This is a genomic window from Stenotrophomonas sp. (assembly GCF_050737575.1).
Lineage (GTDB): Bacteria > Pseudomonadota > Gammaproteobacteria > Xanthomonadales > Xanthomonadaceae > Stenotrophomonas.
In genome coordinates, this window is the sequence record NZ_JBOHXW010000001.1 from 204118 (window position 1) to 224820 (window position 20703).

The 20703-nt window shown below is 64.5% G+C and carries 15 protein-coding genes; 11 read left to right on the forward strand and 4 right to left on the reverse strand.

Features of this window, described 5'->3' with window-relative positions; genetic code table 11:
* Positions 1 to 245: 245 nt before the first annotated feature.
* The 6 genes from ACREP4_RS00910 (at position 246) to ACREP4_RS00935 (ending at position 9200) form a co-directional block, all read left to right on the forward strand.
* Positions 246 to 1715: a JmjC domain-containing protein gene (locus ACREP4_RS00910; RefSeq protein ID WP_431594331.1), complete on the forward strand. Its 1470-nt coding sequence runs from the start codon at positions 246 to 248 to the stop codon at positions 1713 to 1715.
* Positions 1712 to 2617, forward strand: coding sequence for a GNAT family N-acetyltransferase (locus ACREP4_RS00915; RefSeq protein ID WP_431594332.1), 906 nt, complete (start codon positions 1712 to 1714; stop codon positions 2615 to 2617). Before ACREP4_RS00910 ends, ACREP4_RS00915 begins: the two co-directional genes overlap by 4 nt.
* Before the next feature lie 179 nt (positions 2618 to 2796).
* Positions 2797 to 5628 (forward strand): 2-oxoglutarate dehydrogenase E1 component, encoded by a 2832-nt coding sequence (locus ACREP4_RS00920; RefSeq protein ID WP_431594333.1) that lies wholly within the window; start codon positions 2797 to 2799, stop codon positions 5626 to 5628.
* Positions 5629 to 5670: 42 nt separating this feature from the next.
* On the forward strand, positions 5671 to 6870 hold the full coding sequence (gene sucB / locus ACREP4_RS00925) for a dihydrolipoyllysine-residue succinyltransferase (protein ID WP_431594334.1): 1200 nt from the start codon (positions 5671 to 5673) through the stop codon (positions 6868 to 6870).
* Between the two features lie 129 nt (positions 6871 to 6999).
* Positions 7000 to 8433: a dihydrolipoyl dehydrogenase gene (gene lpdA, locus ACREP4_RS00930; RefSeq protein ID WP_431594335.1), complete on the forward strand. Its 1434-nt coding sequence runs from the start codon at positions 7000 to 7002 to the stop codon at positions 8431 to 8433.
* 173 nt (positions 8434 to 8606) lie between these two features.
* Positions 8607 to 9200 carry a TIGR00730 family Rossman fold protein gene (locus ACREP4_RS00935; protein WP_431594336.1) on the forward strand — a complete coding sequence of 198 codons (594 nt, stop codon included), beginning with the start codon at positions 8607 to 8609 and terminating at the stop codon, positions 9198 to 9200.
* 306 nt (positions 9201 to 9506) lie between these two features.
* On the opposite strand, the gene ACREP4_RS00940 is transcribed toward ACREP4_RS00935, so the two are convergent.
* On the reverse strand, positions 9507 to 12410 hold the full coding sequence (locus ACREP4_RS00940) for a bifunctional diguanylate cyclase/phosphodiesterase (protein WP_431594337.1): 2904 nt from the start codon (positions 12408 to 12410) through the stop codon (positions 9507 to 9509).
* 223 nt (positions 12411 to 12633) lie between these two features.
* On the opposite strand from ACREP4_RS00940, the gene ACREP4_RS00945 reads away from it, so the two are divergent.
* The 5 genes from ACREP4_RS00945 to ACREP4_RS00965 all read left to right on the forward strand — a co-directional run bounded on the left by ACREP4_RS00945 (position 12634) and on the right by ACREP4_RS00965 (position 17041).
* Positions 12634 to 13152 (forward strand): RNA polymerase sigma factor, encoded by a 519-nt coding sequence (locus tag ACREP4_RS00945; RefSeq protein ID WP_431594761.1) that lies wholly within the window; start codon positions 12634 to 12636, stop codon positions 13150 to 13152.
* Positions 13149 to 14114, forward strand: a complete 966-nt coding sequence (locus ACREP4_RS00950; protein ID WP_431594338.1) for a hypothetical protein — start codon at positions 13149 to 13151, stop codon at positions 14112 to 14114. Before ACREP4_RS00945 ends, ACREP4_RS00950 begins: the two co-directional genes overlap by 4 nt.
* A 270-nt stretch (positions 14115 to 14384) precedes the next feature.
* Complete coding sequence (locus tag ACREP4_RS00955; RefSeq protein WP_431594339.1) at positions 14385 to 14981, forward strand: IMPACT family protein; 597 nt, start codon at positions 14385 to 14387, stop codon at positions 14979 to 14981.
* Positions 14974 to 16746 carry an ABC transporter transmembrane domain-containing protein gene (locus ACREP4_RS00960; protein WP_431594340.1) on the forward strand — a complete coding sequence of 591 codons (1773 nt, stop codon included), beginning with the start codon at positions 14974 to 14976 and terminating at the stop codon, positions 16744 to 16746. The genes ACREP4_RS00955 and ACREP4_RS00960 overlap by 8 nt, the downstream gene beginning before the upstream one ends.
* Positions 16747 to 16840: 94 nt before the next feature.
* Positions 16841 to 17041 (forward strand): hypothetical protein, encoded by a 201-nt coding sequence (locus ACREP4_RS00965; RefSeq protein WP_431594341.1) that lies wholly within the window; start codon positions 16841 to 16843, stop codon positions 17039 to 17041.
* 333 nt (positions 17042 to 17374) lie between these two features.
* Here ACREP4_RS00965 and ACREP4_RS00970 read toward each other — a convergent pair whose 3' ends face one another.
* The 3 genes from ACREP4_RS00970 to dnaJ form a co-directional block, all read right to left on the reverse strand.
* Positions 17375 to 18502 (reverse strand): prephenate dehydrogenase, encoded by a 1128-nt coding sequence (locus tag ACREP4_RS00970; protein ID WP_431594342.1) that lies wholly within the window; start codon positions 18500 to 18502, stop codon positions 17375 to 17377.
* The gene (pdxY, locus tag ACREP4_RS00975; RefSeq protein WP_431594343.1) at positions 18499 to 19407 is read right to left on the reverse strand and encodes a pyridoxal kinase; all 909 of its coding nucleotides are present in this window, start codon (positions 19405 to 19407) and stop codon (positions 18499 to 18501) included. Before pdxY ends, ACREP4_RS00970 begins: the two co-directional genes overlap by 4 nt.
* Before the next feature lie 153 nt (positions 19408 to 19560).
* The gene (gene dnaJ / locus ACREP4_RS00980) at positions 19561 to 20688 is read right to left on the reverse strand and encodes a molecular chaperone DnaJ (protein WP_431594344.1); all 1128 of its coding nucleotides are present in this window, start codon (positions 20686 to 20688) and stop codon (positions 19561 to 19563) included.
* Between the last annotated feature and the right edge of the window lie 15 nt (positions 20689 to 20703).

A 20703-nucleotide genomic window follows, 5' to 3' on the forward strand; every position in this document is an offset into this window, starting at 1 on the left:
CCCTCTCCCGCTCGCGGGAGAGGGGCTCGGAATGCGTCGGCTCGTAGTGCATTAGCCCCTCTCCCGCCTGCGGGAGAGGGGTTGGGGTGAGGGGAAGCTCCTGGCTCACACACCCCGAACACACCCCCAACGCCAATTGATCCAGATCAGCCCCCCGCCGTGCGGTTTGCGCCCAACAAGGGGACAATGGCGACCTCTTCGCGCGCAAGCGCCTGATTCTGTTTTCCCGCTGCAAGGACTCCCCCATGGCTGCACGCAAGCAAAAGACCTATCCGATCGAAGTCCAGGCCCGCGCCGGCCTGCCGCTGGGCATGGCCCCGGCAACCTTCCTGCGCGACTACTGGCAGAAGCGCCCGCTGCTGATCCGCGGCGCCTTCCCGGATTTCGAAACCCCGCTGATGCCCGAAGACCTCGCCGGGCTGGCCTGCGAAGAAGGTGCGCTGGCACGCATGGTCATCCATGACCGCGCCACCGATGGCTGGACCCTGCGCACTGGCCCGTTCCAGGAAGACGACTTCCCCGGCATGCCCGACCACGACTGGACCCTGCTGGTGCAGGACGTCGACAAGTGGGATCCGGACGTGCGCGCACTGGTGCCGAACTTCTCGTTCCTGCCGCGCTGGCGCATGGACGACGTGATGATCAGCTTCGCCGCCACCGGCGGTTCGGTTGGTGCACACGTCGACCAGTACGACGTGTTCCTGCTGCAGGGCTACGGCGAACGCCGCTGGCAGATTGACGCCAGCGAGTCGATCAAGGGCAAGCGCCCGTCGCTGGACTTCCGCCCCGATGTCGAGCTGAAGCTGCTCAAGAAGTTCAAGAAGACCCACGAATGGGTCCTCGGCCCGGGCGACATGTTGTACCTGCCGCCGAACGTGCCGCACAACGGCGTGGCTGAAAACCCCTGCCTGACCTTCTCCTTCGGCATGCGCGCACCGTCCTCGGCCGAGCTGATCAGCGACTACCTGGACGACCTGGTCGCCGGTGCCGATGAGTCCATCCGCTACCAGGATGCGGATCTGAAGGTGCCGGAAGACACCAACGAGATCGACGATGCCGCCATGCGTCGCGTGGTCACCGCGCTCAACGCGCTGCGCATGAACGACCCCGATCGCCTCGGCAACTGGTTCGGCCGCTTCATCACCACCTACCGCTCGGCCGGCGACATCCTGCCCTCGCAGGCCCCGCGTTCGCCGGAGGAAGTGGAAGCCGAACTGGCCAATGGCGGCCTGCTTGAGCGTCACCCGTGGGCCCGCACCGCTTGGCGCCGTGCCACCCGTGGCGCTTCGCTGTACTGCTCCGGCCACGACTTCGCCCTGCCGATCAAGGATGCCCAGCTGCTGGCAGGCACCGAACGTCTGGACGCGGCGACCTACCGCAAGCTGTCGGCCAAGGGCCGCAATGCGGTGCTGGAGCTGATGGCCGGTGGTTTCTATCAGTTGCTGGATCAGGACATGCTGGCTGCCGAAGCCGCGTGGGCGGACGAGGACGAGCTGGAAGAAAGCGCGCTCGTCGTGGCCGAAGAAATCGACTTCGACGATGAAGACGAGGACGAAGACGGCTCCCCGGACGTTGAAATCGAAGTGTTCGAGTACACCCAGGCCGGAGAAGGCGAACCGGCCAGCGCCCAGATCGACACCGTGCAGGTGAGCGAGGAAGGCGTCGAAGTGGTGGTCATCTGCGAAGACGAGGACGAAGACGGCCCGACCGCATGATCCCCGCCGTCGGTTTCCAGGTTGAAATCGCCGACTACGCCGTGCAGCGCGAGCTGCTGCACAGCGTGCGTCATGCCGTGTTCGTTGACGAACAGCGGGTGCCGGCGGAACTGGAAATCGACGATCTGGATCCCCTCAGCGTCCACGCACTTGCCGTGGACGCTGAAGGACATGCCATCGGCGCCGGCCGGCTCACTCCCGACCGGCGCATCGGCCGCATGGCCGTACTTGCCGACTGGCGCAGCCGCGGCGTCGGCGATGCGCTGTTACAGACACTGGTCAACGCCGCCAAACAACGCGACTGGGGCGAGGTCAGCCTGCATGCCCAACTGCATGCCCGCGACTTCTATGCCCGCAACGGGTTTCTGACCGAAGGTGCGCCCTTCGAGGAAGCCGGCATCGGCCACCAGACCATGCGCATGCGTTTGGATGGCGCCATGCGCATCGAAGAACGTGCCCACGCCATCGCGGCCACCGCCACGGTGATCCATCACGCCCGACGTGCCCTGCACGTGCAGCTTCGCGGCACCGATGACCTGTTGGCCCAGCCACTGATATTGAGTGCACTGCGTCGCTTTGCCACCGCGCGCCATGACAAAACCGTGCAACTGCTCGTCCACGAAACAGACCTCCCGGCCCTGCCCGAGGCCCTGCTCGCATTGGCGCAACGCCTGCCCAGCGTGTTCCAGCTGCGCGAACCGGTAGACCCTATGGACTGCCAGGTGGTTTCCGCAGCCATCAGCAACGACAAAGGCGACTGCTACTTTCGTCCAATGGGTGCACGCATCGAAGGCGAGCTTTGGCTCGATGCATCGGCACGCACGCGTATGCAGGAAGAACTGTTCCAGCGCATATGGCAGCGTTCACGCGTCTGTAGCGCACTGCGCGCACTGGGCATTTGAGCCGCTGACCGCATAGGACAAGGTGTGGCCAGGTATTAATACTGGGGACAGTGTCTGCGCCCCTTCCTGTCCCGTGAGGGGTATAATTCGCAAGTTGAATCACGCCCGCGCGGCGTCCTGCGACTCAGGCTCCGCCGGTTCCCAAAGCCACACCCCACAAGCGAATCCGACACTCCATCGTGGACAATCTACTGAAGCAGTTTGCGCAGACCTCGCAACTCGCCGGCGGCAACGCCTCCTATGTCGAGGACCTGTACGAGCAGTACCTCGTCTCCCCGGACAGTGTGGACCCCAAATGGAAGTCCTACTTTGACGGCTTCAAGGGCCGCGAAGCTGGCGATGTGCCGCACTCTGCCGCCATCGCACACATCACCGAAGCCGCAAAGAACGCCGGCAAGGTCGGCGGCAACGCCGGTTCCGGCGACGAGCGCGAGCGCAACGTCGGCCGTCTGATCACGGCCTACCGTTCGCGCGGCCACCTCGGCGCCAATCTCGATCCGCTCGGCCTGATCCCGCCGGTCAACCCGCCGGATCTGAGCCTGCCCTTCCACCACCTCAGCGATGCCGATCTCAACGACGAGTTCAGCACCGGTGGCGTGGGCGGCCAGCCGCGGATGAAGCTGCGTGACCTGCTTGCGCGCCTGAAGGCGACCTATGCCGGCTCGATCGGCGCAGAGTTCATGTATATCGCCGAAGTCGAGCAGCGCCAGTGGCTCTACCAGCGCCTCGAAACCGCCGGTGGCAACTACAACCTGGATGCCGACACCAAGCGTCGCACCCTGGAGCGCCTGACCGCGGCCGAAGGCCTTGAGCGTTATCTGCACACCAAGTACGTCGGCCAGAAGCGCTTCTCGCTGGAAGGCGGCGACTCGCTGATCCCGATGATGGACACCATCATCCGTGACGCCGGCAAGGAAGGCGTCAAGGACGTGATCATCGGCATGGCCCACCGCGGCCGTCTGAACGTGCTGGTCAACACCCTCGGCAAGAACCCGCGCAAGTTGTTCGACGAATTCGAAGGCAAGTTCGAGCACGACGACCGCGCCGTTGCCGGTGACGTGAAGTACCACATGGGCTTCTCGGCCGACGTCGCCAGCGATGGCGGCCCGGTGCATCTGGCCCTGGCGTTCAATCCGTCCCACCTCGAAATCGCCGATCCGGTGGTTGTCGGCTCGGTGCGTTCGCGCCAGGAACGCCGCAACGACACCGCGCGCAAGCAGGTGATGCCGGTCCTGATCCACGGCGACGCTGCATTCGCCGGCCAGGGCGTGGTGATGGAACTGTTCCAGATGTCGCAGGCCCGCGGTTTCGCGGTCGGCGGCACCGTGCACATCGTCATCAACAACCAGGTGGGCTTCACCACCTCCAACCGCGACGACTCGCGCTCGACCCTGTACTGCACCGACATCGCCAAGATGGTCGCTGCCCCGGTCCTGCACGTGAACGGCGACGATCCCGAAGCGGTGGTGTTCGCCGCCAAGCTGGCTTATGACTTCCGCCAGCAGTTCAACAAGGACGTCGTGATCGACCTGGTCTGCTACCGCCGCTGGGGTCACAACGAAGCCGATGAACCGGCGATCACTCAGCCGCTGATGTACCAGGTGATCCGCAAGCACAAGACCACCCGCGAGCTCTACGCAGAGCAGCTGGAAGCCGCAGGCGTCATTGCTGCCGGCGCCGGCAAGGACATGGTCGACGCATACCGCAACAAGCTGGACTCCGGTGAAGTCACCACCGAGCTGGCCAAGGTCGAAAAGACCCCGGCCACCAGCAAGATGTACGTGGATTGGTCGAAGTACCTGTCGGGCAAGCTGTCCGATCCGGTCAGCACCAAGGTCGAGATGGGCAAGCTGACCCAGCTGGCCACCCTGATCAACACCATTCCGGAAGGCGTGGAAGTGCATTCGCGCGTGGCCAAGGTGTACGACGACCGTCGCAAGATGGCCGCCGGTGAAGTGCTGGGCGACTGGGGCTTTGCTGAAAACCTGGCCTACGCGACGCTGCTGGACGAAGGCAATGCGCTGCGCCTGGTGGGTCAGGACGTGGGCCGCGGCACCTTCACCCACCGCCACGCGATCCTGCACGACCAGAAGACCGACGACTACTACCTGCCGCTGCGTCAGCTGGTCGAGTCGCCGGAACAGGCCACCATCATCGATTCGCTGCTCAGCGAAGAAGCCGTGATGGCGTTCGAATACGGTTTCTCCACCACCGATCCGAACACCCTGTGCATCTGGGAAGGCCAGTTCGGCGACTTCGCCAACGGCGCCCAGGTGGTGATCGACCAGTTCATCGCCTCCGGCGAAGCAAAGTGGGGCCGTATCTCCGGCCTGACCCTGCTGCTGCCGCACGGTTATGAAGGCCAAGGTCCGGAACACAGCTCGGCGCGCCTTGAGCGCTTCCTGCAGCTGTGCGCCCTGGAGAACATGCTGGTCTGCGTACCGTCGACCCCGGCGCAGGCATTCCACATGCTGCGTCGCCAGATGCGTATGGCTACCCGCAAGCCGCTGGTCGTCATGTCGCCCAAGTCGCTGCTGCGTCACAAGCTGGCCGTGTCCAGCATGGACGAACTGGCCAATGGTGAGTTCCAGCACCTGATTGGCGATGCCAAGGCCGACGTGAGGAAGGTCAAGCGCGTGGTCGTGTGTTCGGGCAAGGTCTACTACGACCTGCTGGAAGACGTGACCAAGCGCGGCCAGGATGACGTTGCACTGGTGCGTGTCGAACAGCTCTACCCGTTCCCGCGCCCGGCGCTGGCTGCCGAACTGAAGAAGTACGGCAAGGCCACCGACGTCGTGTGGTGCCAGGAAGAGCCGATGAACCAGGGTGCGTGGTACCAGATCAAGCACCACCTGCAGGCATGCGTGGCCGATGGCCAGGCGCTGCACTATGCCGGTCGTCCGCGTTCTCCGTCGCCTGCTGTTGGCCACATGTCCGATCACCTGCGCGAACTCGCACAGTTGCTCGCCGACGCGCTGGTCAACAAGATCGACGACAACTACGCCGAATAAGCCCCCCTTTACCCAAGAATCTGCAACCAGGAAATTCACCACATGGCCACCGAAGTCAAAGTACCGGTACTGCCCGAATCCGTCTCCGACGCCACCATCGCCTCCTGGCACAAGAAGGTGGGTGAAGCGGTCAAGCGTGACGAAAACCTGCTCGACCTGGAAACCGACAAGGTTGTGCTGGAAGTGCCGGCGCCGGTTGATGGCGTGTTGAAGGAAATCAAGTTCCAGGAAGGCGACACCGTCACCTCCAACCAGATCCTGGCCATCATCGAAGAAGGCGCCGTGGCTGCTGCCCCGGCTCCGGCTGCTGCTGAAGCACCGAAGGCCGCTGCCCCGGCAGCTGCCGCTCCGGCCGCTGCTGCTGCGCCGGCTCCGGCTGCCAAGTCCGCTGCCGACACCCTGCCCCCGGGCGCTCGCTTCTCGGCCATCACCGAAGGCGTGAACCCGGCTGACGTGTCCGGCACTGGCCGTCATGGCGCGGTGACCAAGGAAGACATCGTCAACTTCGCCCGCAACGGCGGCGTCGGCAAGGCCGGTGGCGCACGTCCGGAAGAACGCGTGCCGATGACCCGCATGCGCAAGCGCATCGCCGAGCGTCTGATGCAGTCGAAGAACTCGACCGCCATGCTGACCACCTTCAACGAGGTCAACCTGTCCAAGGTGTCGGCCGCGCGCAAGGAGCTGCAGGAAGAGTTCGTCAAGGCCCACGGCATCAAGCTGGGCTTCATGAGCTTCTTCGTGAAGGCTGCCGCCAACGCACTGCAGCGCTTCCCGCTGGTCAATGCCTCGATCGATGGTGACGACATCATCTATCACGGCTACTCGGACATCTCGATTGCCGTGTCCACCGAGAAGGGTCTGGTGACCCCGGTGCTGCGCAACGTCGAGCGCATGTCCTTTGCCGACATCGAGCGCACCATCGCCGACTACGCCAAGAAGGCCCGTGACGGCAAGCTGTCGCTGGAAGAACTGCAGGGCGGCACCTTCACCGTGACCAACGGCGGCACCTTCGGCTCGCTGCTGTCGACGCCGATCATCAACCCGCCGCAGAGCGCCATCCTGGGCATGCACGCCATCAAGGATCGTCCGATCGCCGAAAACGGCCAGGTCGTGATCGCGCCGATGATGTACCTGGCCATGTCCTATGACCATCGCATCATCGACGGCAAGGATTCGGTGCAGTTCCTGGTGGACATCAAGAACCAGCTGGAAAACCCGGGCCGCATGTTGTTCGGTCTGTAACAGCTCTGAGCCCCTCTCCCGCTCGCGGGAGAGGGGTTGGGGTGAGGGCTAGCCTCACCCGCACCCTCATCCGGCGCTACGCGCCACCTTCTCCCGGCGGGAGAAGGGACAGGCAACAAGGAATCTCAAATGGCTGAACAATTCGACGTCGTCGTCATCGGTGCTGGCCCGGCCGGCTACCACGCGGCCATCCGTGCCGCACAGCTGGGCCTGAAGACCGCCTGCATCGATGCAGCGCTGGGCAAGGACGGCAAGCCGGCACTGGGCGGCACCTGCCTGCGCGTGGGCTGCATCCCGTCCAAGGCGCTACTGGACTCCTCGCGCCAGTACTGGAACATGAGCCACATGTTCGACCAGCACGGCATCAGCTTCAACGACGCCAAGATGGACGTGAGCAAGATGGTCGGCCGCAAGGACGCCATCGTGAAGCAGTTCACCGGCGGCATCGCGCAGCTGTTCAAAGCCAACAAGGTCACCGCGTACTACGGCTTCGGCCAGCTCCAGGCCGGCAACATCGTCACCGTCAAGCAGCATGACGGCAGCGAAGTCGAGCTGAAGGGCACCAACGTCATCATCGCGGCCGGTTCCGATTCCATCGAGCTGCCGTTCGCCAAGTTCGACGGCGACGCCATTGTCGACAACGTCGGCGGTCTGGACTTCACCGAAGTTCCCAAGCGCCTGGCCGTGATCGGCGCTGGCGTGATCGGTCTGGAACTGGGCAGCGTCTGGAAGCGTCTGGGTTCGGACGTCACCATCCTGGAAGCACTGCCGGAATTCCTGGCCGCCGCCGACGCCGAAGTGGCCAAGGTTGCTGCACGCGAATTCAAGAAGCAGGGCCTGGACATCAAGCTCGGCGCCAAGGTCTCCAAGACCGAAATCACCGGCAAGAAGACCAAGGAAGTGGTCGTCACCTACACCGACGGTGAAGGCGAAAAGACCCTGACCGTGGACAAGCTGCTGGTGGCCGTGGGCCGTCGCGCTGCAACCAAGGGCCTGCTGGCCGACGGCACCGGCGTCAAGGTCAACGAGCGCGGCCAGATCGAAGTGGACGACCATTGCCACACCGGCGTCGATGGCGTCTGGGCGGTTGGCGACTGCGTGCGCGGCCCGATGCTGGCCCACAAGGGCTTTGAGGAAGGCGTGGCCGTGGCCGAGCTGATTGCTGGCCTGCCGGGTCACGTCAACTTCGACACCATTCCGTGGGTCATCTACACCGAGCCGGAACTGGCATGGGTCGGCAAGACCGAAGCCCAGCTTAAGGCCGAAGGCATTCCGTACAAGGCCGGCAGCTTCCCGTTCGCCGCCAACGGCCGTGCCGTGGCGATGATCGAGCCGGCTGGCTTCGTCAAGGTGCTGGCACATGCTGAAACCGACCGCGTGCTGGGTATGCACATGGTTGGCGCCAACGTCTCCGAGCTGGTGCACGAAGGTGTGCTGACCATGGAGTTCAGCGGCTCGGCCGATGACCTGGCCCGTATCTGCCACGCCCACCCGTCGCTGTCGGAAGTGATTCACGACGCGGCGATGGCGGTCAGCAAGCGCGCCATCCATAAGGCGAACTAAGAGCAGGGAACGTGGGAGTGGGGAGCAGGGAATGCCCCCTCTCCCGGCTCTCAAAAAACGCCGACAGCGATGTCGGCGTTTTTGCTTCACATGCTGCGGCCTTATCGCGGTGTTCCTCGCCCCCGCCCTCCCTCATTCCCTGTTCCCCACTCCCCAATCCCGGCCCCAAATCCATGAAATCCATCTGCGTCTATTGCGGCTCCAATCCCGGCGCCAAGCCCATCTATGTCGAACGCGCCACCGAGCTGGGCACGCGCATCGCCAATGAAGGTCTGCGACTGGTATACGGCGGCGGCCGCACTGGCTTGATGGGTGCAGTGGCCGATGGCGTGCTTGCTGCAGGCGGCGAAGTCACCGGCGTGATTCCGCAGCACCTGGTGGATATGGAAGTCGCCCACAAAGGCGTGACCACGCTGGAAGTGGTCGGTTCGATGCACGAGCGCAAGTCGCGCATGTTCGACCTGTCCGACGCCTTCGTCGCCCTGCCCGGTGGCTTCGGCACCGCCGAGGAAATCTTCGAGATGCTGACCTGGCGCCAGCTGGGCATCGGCAAGAAGCCGTGCGCGTTCCTGGATATCGAAGATTTCTACAAGCCGTTGATCAGCATGATCGACACCATGGTCAGCGAACGCTTCCTGCACCCGGAACAGCGCGATGACCTGTGGTACGGCGATGACCAGACGCAGATGTTGGAGTGGATGCGGAATTATTCGCCGGCGCAGGCGGACAAGTGGTTCGACGAAAAGAAGCGCAGCGCATTGCGGTAAGACCCTGGCGCGTGGCGACGCGGCAAGCAATCCGGCGCCTTGCTGCTCCTGAGGCGCGGTTCGACGAAAAGAAGCGCAGCGCGTTGCGGTAAGACTCTGGCGCGTGGCGACGCGGCAAGCAATCCGGCGCCTTGCTGCTCCTGAGGCGCGGCTCGACGAAAAGAAGCGCAGCGCGTTGCGGTAAGACCCTGGCGCGTGATGAAACGATAGGCAGCCAAGCGCCTCGATCTCATCGAGGTGCGGCTCAACGGGAAAGAGCGCAGCGCTGGTGAAGGAACCCAGCGCATGGCGTGCTGCATGCGGAGGCTATCGCATCCGCAGCAGGGTTTCTTCGCGCGGTGCCGGGTAACCCAGCAGGTAGCCCTGACCGAAGTTGCATCCAAGGTCCTGCAAGGTCTGCAGTTGGCGCTGCGTTTCCACGCCTTCGCCAATGGTTTCGATCCCCAGCGTGCGGGCCAGCGACAACACGCCTTCGACCAGCGCCAGCGTGTTGTTGCCGTCTTCGGCATGCAGGCCGGCGACGAAGCTGCGATCCACCTTCAATGCGTTGATCGGGAACCGGTGCAGATAGGACAGCGCCGAGTAACCGGTACCGAAATCATCCAACTGCACCACGATGCCGCGCTCGCGCAACTGATGCAGTGTGCGCAGGGTTCGCGGCGCATCGTCCAGCAGCGCCATTTCGGTGATTTCCACGCGCAGACGATCCGGCGCAGCGCCGACCGCATCCATCAAACCGAGCAGGCGTGAGGAGAACTCGGCAGAACGGAAATGTCGCGGCGACACGTTCACCGAAATGTAGCCGTGCGCCGAGCCGGCAAGGTCCGTCATCACCTGCTCGTAGATCAGCCAGTCGACTTCTTCGATCAGGCCGCTTTCCTCGCCCAGCTCCAGGAAATCGCCCGGCAACAACATGCCGCGCTGCTCGTGCTTCCAGCGCAGCAGCGCTTCGTGCCCGACCACTTTCCGATCCTGCAGCGAGACGATGGGCTGATAGAACGGCACGAAGTCCTGCTTCTTGATCGCACGCCGAAGGTCGGCCTCCAACTCCAGGCTGCGCATTGCCTCTTCGTGCATCGCGCCATCGAACATCACGCAGCGATCCTGTCCCTTGAGCTTGGCGCGGTACATCGCCGCATCCGCGTCGCGCAGCAGATCCGCGCCAGAGGTGTAGCGCGGGTCCCACAACGCGATGCCGATGCTGCCGGAGGGGAACAACTCGCGCCCGTCCACCCACATCGATGCTTCCAGCGCTTTCAACAGCCGGCGCCCCAACTCCATCGCCGTGTCCGCGCCGCGCTCGCAATTGACCAGCAACGCAAATTCGTCACCGCCCAAGCGCGCAACCACGTCTTCCGGCCCTGCAAGGCCCACCAAGCGACGCGCCACCTCCACCAGCATGCGGTCACCGGCGGCGTGTCCAATACTGTCGTTGACCCATTTGAAGCGGTCCAGGTCGAGGAACATCAAGGCGAAGTCGGAGTTGATGCCCTGCTCCGCATTGGCGATGGCCCGCTCCAGCCGATCCTGCAGATGCAGGCGATTGGGCAAACCGGTCAGCACGTCGTGCATCGCAAGGTGAGTCAAACGTTGCTCGGCGCGCATGCGCTCGCCGATCTGTCCGCGCAGCTTGCGATTCAACTCGCCCAGTTCCTGGGTGCGCTCGCTCACCCGCTGCTCCAGATCGGCATGGGCCTGCACCAGCCGCTGCCGATCACGCTGGCGTGCGAGCGCATTGCCGATAGTGCGTGCGACGAACACCAGCAGGCGCTGGTCGTCAGCGGTGAACGCCACATTCGGGCTGTAACTCTGCACCGCGATCACACCTGCCACTTCATCGTCATTGAACAGCGGCACGCCCAACCAGCACTGCGATTTCGCGCCGAATTCATGCAGCTCACCGGCGGCGATCAACACGTCGATATCTGCACGCGAAGCCAGCACCGGTTCGCGGCGTTGCAGCGTGTATTCGGTCAATCCATTGCTGAAAGGACGCGGCGCGCGTTCCCGGTTGAAGCGGTCCACCGAGTAAACGAACTCGATACCGTGGCCGTCCGGCGTCACCATCGCCACGTAGAAATTGCTGGCATCCAACAAGCCGCCGATGATCTCGTGCACCTCAGCGTGGAACTCGCCCTCGCCGTGGCCGGTCATCGCCAATTCGGAAATATTGAACAACGCGGCCTGCAACTGCTCGGCACGGCGGCGTTCAATGATCTCCGCCTGCAAGTGGTCGTTGATGCGCTCCAGATCCTGGGTGCGCTGCGACACGCGTTCTTCCAGTTGCAGGTGCGCCTGCAAGCGGTCCATCGCGGTCAGGATGTGCTTGGCGACGAAGTTCAGTACCGCGCGTTCTTCGGCGCCGTAACTGGCCTCGGCCACATAGCTCTGCACGACGATGGCGCCGCAGACCCGGTTGTCGCGCCACATCGGCACGCCCAGCCAATCAGCGCTTTCCAGGCCTTCCATCTGGTCGGCCGGGTGCTCCAGGAACTGCACCAGATCACGCGACGGCCCGCTGATCACCCGGCCATGCCGCAGCACCGCGAACGTCAGGCTGCCGGGCATTTCCTCGTAGCGATAGCTGCGCCCTGTCTCGGGCACGAAGCTGTCCTGGGTATCAATGAAGTAGAGAAACTCCAGACTGCTCTGCTGCTCGTCGCAGACGACGATGTAGCAGTTTTCCGCATACATCAACGAGCGCAGGATGCGATGGAAGTAGGACAGCATCTCCGGCATTGCCAGATCGGAGCCGGCCAGGTCGGCAATTTCGAACAGCGCCTTCTGCAGTTGCTTGGAACGTTGCAGCTCCTCGATCTGCAGGCGCTGGCTCATCGACTCCAGCGCGCACCCAATCTGCACCCGCGCCGCGTTCTGCCATGCCTGCAACTGCGCGGGTTCCAGCGCAGTCTCGGCCCGCAGCAACAGCACCAGGCGCGCGCCGTTTTCGTGTTCCCATGCAAATGACCCCGCGGCCAACGCCGCATCGGTCAATCCCTCATGCAACGCCAGCTCAGCATGCCCGCGCAGGGCATCCGCAGTGGAGGGCAAGCAGTAACTTCCCTGCCCCAAGGTGATGTCATGCCACGCCAGCGCAACCGCCGTGCCGACAGGAAGCAGCCCCTGCAATGTCGCCACCACGTCGGTGATGGGCGTTCGTACTTCTACGCGTGGTGTTCCGGAACGCGCCTCAAGCTCGCTATGCGACATCTATATCCGCTCTCTCTGGACCCCAATCACTTGGAGTTCCCCCTGCCGCGCAGCATACCGTCCCGGCCGCCCTGCGGAGGGTTCGCCGACATCAGAATTTTCGCTTCACTTACATGAATGAGCGGGCGCCGCAGCCTGACTGCCGGCTAGGCAGAAACCGCGCCAGCACTTAGGCTTGCGCCCCGTGGATACCGCCGTGCACGCCCCGACTGACGAAACGCTGATGCTGGCCTACGCAGGCGGCGATACCGAGGCGTTTACGCAGCTGTACGCGCGTCACCGCGCCCGGCTTTTTCATTATCTGTTGGGCCAACTGCGCGACCGGCCACTGGCCGAGGAGCTGTTTCAGGACGTCTGGCAGAAGATGATCCATGCCCGCACGGGCTGGAAACCGGACGCCGCGTTCACCACCTGGCTGTTCCGCATTGCCCACAACCGGCTCAACGATCATTGGCGCGCGTCCCGTCATCGCCCGGTAGCGCCGGACGACGCAGAAGAACGCACCGCACGCTTGGCCGACACCTGCACCCCCGAACTACTGGCCGACGAGCAAGCCCAGCGCCTACAGCTTCATCAGGCATTGGCCGAGCTGCCGCCGGAACAGCAGGAAGTGGTGCTGCTGCGACTGGAGCAGGAACTGAGCCTGGACGAGATCGGGCAGATCACCGGCGTTGGCCGGGAAACCGTCAAGTCGCGACTGCGTTACGCGATGGACAAGCTGCGCGCGAGGTTGAGTGAATGAACATCTCCGACGACAGGCTGACCCCGGAAGAACGCGAGCTGGCGCGCCTGCTCGGCCGTCCCGACCCCGCCGCCGGCCCCAGCGCCCGTCTCGATGCCGACATTCTGGCAATGGCACGCACGGCGCAGAGCGCCGCACCGGCCCAGTCACACGCTTCATCGACCACGACTACGCCAGTGCAGCGCGTTCACAGTGGCAACTGGGCACGTCGCCGCCGCGTGTTTTCGTCGCTGGCAGCGGCCGCCTCGCTGGTGTTGGTGGTTGGCCTGGCCTGGCAGTTGCGGCCGGTGACGCCTCCGCCGCCTGCCTTACAGGAGTCCGCTGCCGCTTCCGCCGCAGCCAGTGCTCCTTTTTCGGAACCTGCGGCTGAAGCCGCCGCCGATACCGTGCCGAACGCAATGACGCCGGCGACAGCGCCTGCGCCGCCTCCAGCACCACGCGTGGTGGCGACCACTCCTGCAAAGCCCGAGCGCCCGCCAGCTCCCGTTCCCGCGCCAGTTATCGCAAGCGATGTCGCAGCGAGCCAGACCGATCAGGAAGCATCGGATGCGTCGTACTCGGCAGACCTGCCCGCAGCAGCGCCTGCGTATGCGCCAGCACCACCAGCACCGGCAGCCGCCCCGCTGGCCAAATCCATCGGTGTCGAACAGGCCGCGAAAAGGACCGCAATATCGTCCGCCGAATCCGGCGAGCGTGCGATGCAGTTCCGCATCCCCGCACCATCGCCGCCGACCGATCCGGCTGCCGACAACGGAAACCTCGTCGCCGAACGCGCGCAGTTGCAGCAGTTGATCGACGTCAGCGCCGATGCCTCGCTGTCGCGCCAGAGGTGGCTGCACAAAATCCGCGAACGCCACGACAGCGGTGACATCGAAGGCGCCCGCGCCAGCCTGCGCCGCTTCGTGCAGGACTATCCCGAAGCACGCATCCCGCGCGACCTGCGGCCTCTGCTCAAGGATTGAGGCCAGCCGCGCTGCAGGTATGGAAGCTCACCGCAGACCGGGTAAGCGTAAGCGCGCACAGCACCGGGATGCGATGCGCATGCCAACTGCTCCGGGTGAATTGCCGCACATTCGCCGCTTCCCATCGCGCACCTGCCCCCGGGTGCGCCTGCGCTCACCCGACTACAAGGGCTGCGGCGCTGAATCACTCGTTGGGCGTATGAAGCCGTTCCAGCCCGGTACGGCCCGCACACCGGACAGCCTCATCGCCAGCCACTAGAATGGCGAGCAATGCTCGACACCCTTGCCGCGCCCGCCAGCCACGAGTTGGAAATCAAGCACAGCCGCTTCATCGCGCACGCCGCACCCATCGGCAATGCGGCCGATGCGCTGAGCTTTGTCGATGCGGTGTCCGTGGCCGATGCAACACACAACTGCTGGGCCTACCGGCACGGCAACGAGTACCGTTCCAGCGATGACGGCGAACCTTCCGGCACCGCAGGACGGCCGATCCTCGCCGCGATTGATGGTCAGGGTTACGACCGCGTCGTGGTGGTGGTGACGCGCTGGTACGGCGGCATCAAACTTGGCGCCGGCGGCCTGGTCCGCGCCTATGGCGGCACCGCTGCCGAATGCCTGCGACTGGCCCCGCGCAGCCCGCTGGTGCCCATGGCCGAACGCATCCTGCAGTGCGGTTTCGAGGACATGGGTATCGTCCATACCTTGCTGGGCAGCGCCGGTGCCGAAAAACTGGACGAACAATTTCTGCCTGAAGGTCTACGCCTGCATGTACGCCTTCCGGCCGACCGCCTCGACGCGCTGGCGATCCGCCTGCGTGATGCCACCCGTGACCGCCTGCGCCTGAGCGAGCCTGACCGCAATGACTGACACACCGCGTACCGACACTCCCCCGCCGCGCCTGCAGAAGCTGGGCAGCCTGCGCACGCTCTGGCCATTCGTGCGCCGTCACGGCGGCTTGTTCAGTGCGTGGTTGATCGCGCTGGCGGTGTCGTCGACGGCCACCTTGAGCCTGCCGATGGCGGTCAAGCAGATGATCGACCACGGCTTCTCCGGCGGCGGCGAAATCAACCGCGCCTTCAGCCTGTTGTTTGTGGTCGCCGTGGTGTTGGCGCTGGCAACGGCGGCGCGCTTCTTCTTCGTATCGTTGCTGGGCGAAAAAGTAGTGGCCGACCTGCGCGGCCGGTTGTACGCGCACCTGATCGGCCTGGACGCCGGCTTCCACGACCGCAACCGCAGCGGCGAACTGGTGTCGCGCCTGTCCGCCGACAGCGAACTACTGCGCAGCGTGATCGGCTCCACCATGTCGGTTGCGTTGCGCAGCGTGGTCACCGTCATCGGCAGCATGGTGATGTTGTTCATCACCAGCCCGCAGTTGGCGCTGTATTCGCTGATCGGCATTCCGCTGGCCGTGCTGCCCATCGTGCTGGGTTCGCGTCGCCTGCAGAAAATCTCCCGCGCCAGCCAGGACCGTGTTGCCGATGCCAATGCACTCGCTGCCGAAACGCTCGGGGCGGTCCGCACGGTGCAGGCGCACGCGCGTGAACCCTACGAACGTGGCCGCTTTGAGAGCGCGCTGAAAATCTCCGTCGCTACCGCGCGGCGGCGTATCGGCACGCAGGCGTTCGTGACGGCCATCGCCATCGTGCTGGTGTTCGGCGCCATCGTTGCGGTGTTGTGGTCCGGCGCGCACGACGTGGTCGACGGCAACATGACCGCCGGCACGCTCGGCCAGTTCGTGCTGTACGCGTTGATCGGCGGCGGCTCGGTCGGTGCGCTGGCCGAAGTCTGGAACGAGCTGCAACGTGCCAGCGGTGGCATGGGCCGCATCGCAGAGTTGCTGGAAGAGAGTTCGCAGATCATCGCGCCGGCCACTCCTGCGCCGCTGCCAAGCCCGCTGCGCGGCGAGATCCGTTTCGATCAGGTGTCGTTCCACTATCCGCAGCGGCCGGATCGTCCCGCGCTGGAGAATTTCGATCTGGTCGTGGCACCCGGCGAGACCGTGGCACTGGTCGGGCCTTCCGGCGCCGGCAAGAGCACGGTGTTGTCGCTGCTGCTGCGCTTCCATGACCCGGACGCCGGCAGCGTGCGTCTGGACGGCGTGGACCTGCGCCAGCTCGACCCGTCGCAACTGCGCCAGAAGATTGCGCTGGTGCCGCAGCAACCCGCGTTGTTCGGCGCCAGTGCGATGGACAACATCCGCTATGGCCGGCTGGAAGCCAGCGATGACGAAGTGCGCGCTGCCGCGCGCTCGGCCGAAGCCGATGAATTCCTCAGCCAGTTGCCGGAAGGCTACGCCAGCGACCTCGGCGAACGCGGCGCGCGCCTGTCCGGTGGCCAGCAACAACGCATCGCCATCGCCCGTGCGCTGCTCAAGGACGCACCGGTGCTGCTGCTGGACGAAGCCACCAGCGCGTTGGACGCACAAAGCGAACGCGCGGTGCAGCAGGCGCTGGAGCGGTTGATGACCGGCCGCACCACATTGGTCATCGCCCACCGCCTGGCCACCGTACTCAAGGCCGACCGCATCGTGGTGATGGACCACGGCCGCATCGTCGCGCAGGGCACGCATGCCGAACTGTTGGCGCAGGACGGCCTGTACGCCGAGCTGGCGCGACTGCAGTTCATTGATTGAGAACGCGCAGGTAACACCGGCATAACGCGGCCAGCGGCAAGCTCGTCCTGCGGTGCGGCGACCTGCACCGCGTCCCCGCACAGGAGGCAGCACCATGGCGTTCAGACAATTTCCGGCAACCACTGACGATGGCGAAAGCTGGATCGTCATCGAGTTCAAAGATGAAGACGGCGGCGCGGCGCATTCAACGCGCTATGAACTGGCCGACGGCCGCGCCTTGGTGCGCGAAGGCGGCCGCCTTTCCACCTCTGATGGCGAGGTCACGCTGTCACTAAGCCAGCCGTATCGCGCCTGAAAATGAATGGGCTTTGCCGATATGGCCGTCTATTGGTCAAAAATTAGGCAACTGTCTTGACAGCCTTATGCCCCAAGGCCTGCCGACGATTATCCACATGGTTGTGAACACCTCATCCACACCCGCTGTGGATTACTGCACACCTGCATCTCACTGATTGAGACTGCCGCGCGACGCGATCGGGCTGATCGCGTCGCCCAAACTCCCCGACAGACTTCGTGTTGTCCCGCGCTCCCGGCGCGTTGCGCTTCTCCGGGTCATGAGCGCGGGAGCAACGCCTCCTTCACCCGGCACGATGCGGGAAATACGCGCGTCACCTCGCCCCGCCGATGCTCAGCGCTCCAACACGCGGCCGATGCCGCTGCGATTGATCTCTTCGACAGCGGCTGCCAACACGTCCGCCGCGTAGGCCTGCACGAAGCCCATACGGAAATGCACTTCACCGCTGGGCGTACGTGAGGAATGGATCGACGCAAGACTGATGCCGTGGCGCTCGAAGATATGCAGCAACTCGCGCAATGAACCCGGGCGGTCCTCCGGCAGATGCACACTCATCGCGCGCGTATCGGTCAGGTCGGCCAGCAGATAACCCACGCGCTCAAAGCTGTAGTTGCCATCGCGCAGCGTCTGCTCGCCCAGCGCTTGGCGGTTGTCGCCCAGGAACTGCTGGCGGAACGCAGCGCGAGCCGTGTCGTCGCCGTCGGCCAATAGCGCGCGCAGGCGCGTGAGTTGATCGAGCAGATGGTCCAGCACTTCGCCCGCATGCGGATTGCCGAACTGGATGTCTTCGTAGATGGCCGGATTCAAGGTCAGGATGCGCGAGATGATCGCCGCGTCCAGTTCAAACGCGGCCGAGCGGTAGGGCATCAATTCCTGCAACTGACCGAGCAACGGTGCGTACTCGCGCAGCACGCCGGCCTGCGCCAGGTGTGTGGCATGCACCATTGCCTGCACCAGCGCCATCACCCGGTCGTGGTGCTCGGCGGTGCCGCGCACGCATTCGGCCTGCAGGGCGATGCACAGTTCGTCCAGCCAGGTCTGCCAACGCGCATCCAGCCGCGCTTCGCAGACCACCATCACCCGGCCCTTGAGCGTCGGCGCTTTGGGCGGTGCGGTCATCGGGTGCAGGCCTGCGACCGACGCCTGCGATTCCAACATCGCCGCTACCGGCTCGGCTTTCACCGAGGTGACATCCAACCAGAGCCGCCCGCGCTCGCGACCGGCCGATTGCTGCACGTACTCGCGGATCAATGCGGGCGTGCAGCGGATCGGTGCGGAGAACAACAGCACATCGGCCTGCGCCAGCAACTCTTCCGGCGTCTGCGATGCCGGATCAACCGGATCGTGGCCGATGACCTCCAAGCCCATGCGTGCCTCGAAAAAACCACGCAACCAGCGGCCGTACGCACCGCCGCTACCCACAATGCCGATCAACGGGCGCGCCACCGAATGCCGGCTCACTTCAGGCGCTCGGCACGGAAGCGATGCGGTGTCGCCAACGCCGCCGGCACTGCGGCCAGCACGTCGAACTCTTCGACGCCATCGCTGAGCGTGACTTCCAGCGCCGCGTGCACACCGGCAATCGCACGCCCGACAGAATCCTCAAACGTGTGGCCCTTGATCAGGAACGCCACCAGCAGCGACATCAACACGTCGCCGGTACCAGCCACATCCACCGGCAGATGCGGCGAGGTCCAGCGCCAGATTTCATCGCGACCGATGGCCAGCGTCACCAACTCGCCGGGATCACCGGACACCGAATGCGCGATCACCCATTCCGGGCCACGCTCCAGCAACATGCGCGATGCGGCGATGGCGTCGTCCTGTTCCAGCGACGGCATGCCAGTCAGCCGACCCAGCTCGAACGCATTCGGCGTCACCAACCACGAATGCGGCAACAGACGTTCGGCAAACACGCGCTCCAAACCCGGCTCCACATAAGGGCCGGTGTGAGTGTCACCAATCACCGGATCCAGGCAGTAACGCAGGCCCGGCGATTGCGGCAACACCTCGTCCAGCCAATCGGCGAACGCAGTGCCGTTGCCAACGCTGCCGAAGTAACCGGACACCAGCATGCTGGCGCGTTGCGGCAAGCCACGCTCCTGGGTGCCGAGCAGCAGATCGGCAAACCAATCGGCAGGCAATACACGCCCGCGCAGCGTCGAATAGAACGGCGCGTTGCTCAACAACGTGGTGGGAATCTCAGCGACGCGCAGGCCCAGCGCGCGCAACGGTGGCACCGCCGCACTATTGCCTGCATGGCCGTATACCAGCTGCGATTGGACGGAAATCACGTCCACCGGCAACGGCCCATCCGGGCGTTGCCGACGACCGTGCACGAGATGGCTGGGGTCGACTTCATTCATGGCTGCATTCTACTTCCGCACACCGGCATGCGGCGGTGGACGATTGCGCGCGCAACCAATACCGAACGTCATGACAAAAAAAAGCCGCAGCACGCTGCGACTTTTTTATGCACCAGGTGGTGCCGAGCAAAGCTCGGCAATGCAAGTGAAGCCTTAGGACTTCATGCGTTCCCAGAAGCCTTTGACGCCATCGAGGAACGTCGCCGACTTCGGCGAGTGCTTGCGCGCGTCCTCACCACTGAAGCTCGCCTCGAACTGCTCCAGCAGCTTGCGCTGATCAGCAGTGAGGTTGACCGGCGTTTCCACCACAATGCGGCAGTACAGATCGCCTTCGGTGCGGCTGCGCACCGACTTGACGCCCTTGCCACGCAGACGGAACAGCTTGCCGGTCTGGGTTTCGGCCGGGATGCGGATTTCCGCCTCGCCGCCCAGCGTGCCCACGCGGATCGCATCGCCCAACGCCGCCTGCGAAATGCGGATCGGCACTTCGCAGTGCAGGTCGTCGCCGTCGCGGGTGAAGATGGGATGGTCGCGCACGCGCACTTCCACATACAGATCGCCTGCCGGCGTGCCCGCCGGGCCAGCTTCGCCTTCGCCCTGCAGGCGGATACGGTCACCGGTATCGACGCCGGCCGGCACCTTCACCGACAGCACCTTGTCTTCCTCGACACGGCCATTGCCGTGGCAGGTGTGACAGGGCTTGGCGATGATCTGGCCGCGTCCGTCGCAGTTGTGGCATGCCTGCTGCATCGCGAAGATGCCGCGCTGCACACGCACCTGGCCGCGACCACCGCAGACGTTGCAGGTGTCCACCTTGCCGTCTTCCGAGCCGCTGCCATCGCAGTCGCCACACTCAGCCAGGGTCGGGATTTCGATGCGACGTTCGACGCCGGCCACCGCTTCTTCCAGATCCAGCTCCATCACGTAGCCGATGTCGGCACCGCGACGCGGCTGGCGTGGACCACCGCCACCGCCGCCAAAAATATTGCCGAAGATATCGCCAAAGATATCGTTCATGTCCGGGCCGCCCGGGCCGCCGCCACCACCCATGCCGTGCTCGAAAGCTGCATGGCCGTGTGCGTCGTACATGCGCCGCTTGTTGCCGTCGGACAGGGTTTCGTAGGCTTCCTTGCACTCCTTGAAGGAGGCTTCGGCGCCAGCATCACCCGGGTTGCGATCCGGGTGGAATTTCATCGCGCAGCGACGGTAGGACTTCTTCAGCTCCTCGTCGGTGGCGGTGCGGGCTACGCCCAGAACTTCGTAATAGTCGCGCTTGCTCATTTCGGGAATCGGGTT

What these genes read in the sequence shown, in the direction of transcription:
- ACREP4_RS00910 (WP_431594331.1), top strand. Translation starts at nt 246, where the DNA reads ATGGCTGCACGCAAGCAAAAGACCTATCCGATCGAAGTCCAGGCCCGC.
- ACREP4_RS00915 (WP_431594332.1), top strand. Translation starts at nt 1,712, where the DNA reads ATGATCCCCGCCGTCGGTTTCCAGGTTGAAATCGCCGACTACGCCGTG.
- sucB (WP_431594334.1), top strand. Translation starts at nt 5,671, where the DNA reads ATGGCCACCGAAGTCAAAGTACCGGTACTGCCCGAATCCGTCTCCGAC.
- lpdA (WP_431594335.1), top strand. Translation starts at nt 7,000, where the DNA reads ATGGCTGAACAATTCGACGTCGTCGTCATCGGTGCTGGCCCGGCCGGC.
- ACREP4_RS00935 (WP_431594336.1), top strand. Translation starts at nt 8,607, where the DNA reads ATGAAATCCATCTGCGTCTATTGCGGCTCCAATCCCGGCGCCAAGCCC.
- ACREP4_RS00940 (WP_431594337.1), bottom strand. Translation starts at nt 12,410, where the DNA reads ATGTCGCATAGCGAGCTTGAGGCGCGTTCCGGAACACCACGCGTAGAA.
- ACREP4_RS00945 (WP_431594761.1), top strand. Translation starts at nt 12,634, where the DNA reads ATGCTGGCCTACGCAGGCGGCGATACCGAGGCGTTTACGCAGCTGTAC.
- ACREP4_RS00950 (WP_431594338.1), top strand. Translation starts at nt 13,149, where the DNA reads ATGAACATCTCCGACGACAGGCTGACCCCGGAAGAACGCGAGCTGGCG.
- ACREP4_RS00955 (WP_431594339.1), top strand. Translation starts at nt 14,385, where the DNA reads ATGCTCGACACCCTTGCCGCGCCCGCCAGCCACGAGTTGGAAATCAAG.
- ACREP4_RS00960 (WP_431594340.1), top strand. Translation starts at nt 14,974, where the DNA reads ATGACTGACACACCGCGTACCGACACTCCCCCGCCGCGCCTGCAGAAG.
- ACREP4_RS00965 (WP_431594341.1), top strand. Translation starts at nt 16,841, where the DNA reads ATGGCGTTCAGACAATTTCCGGCAACCACTGACGATGGCGAAAGCTGG.
- pdxY (WP_431594343.1), bottom strand. Translation starts at nt 19,407, where the DNA reads ATGAATGAAGTCGACCCCAGCCATCTCGTGCACGGTCGTCGGCAACGC.
- dnaJ (WP_431594344.1), bottom strand. Translation starts at nt 20,688, where the DNA reads ATGAGCAAGCGCGACTATTACGAAGTTCTGGGCGTAGCCCGCACCGCC.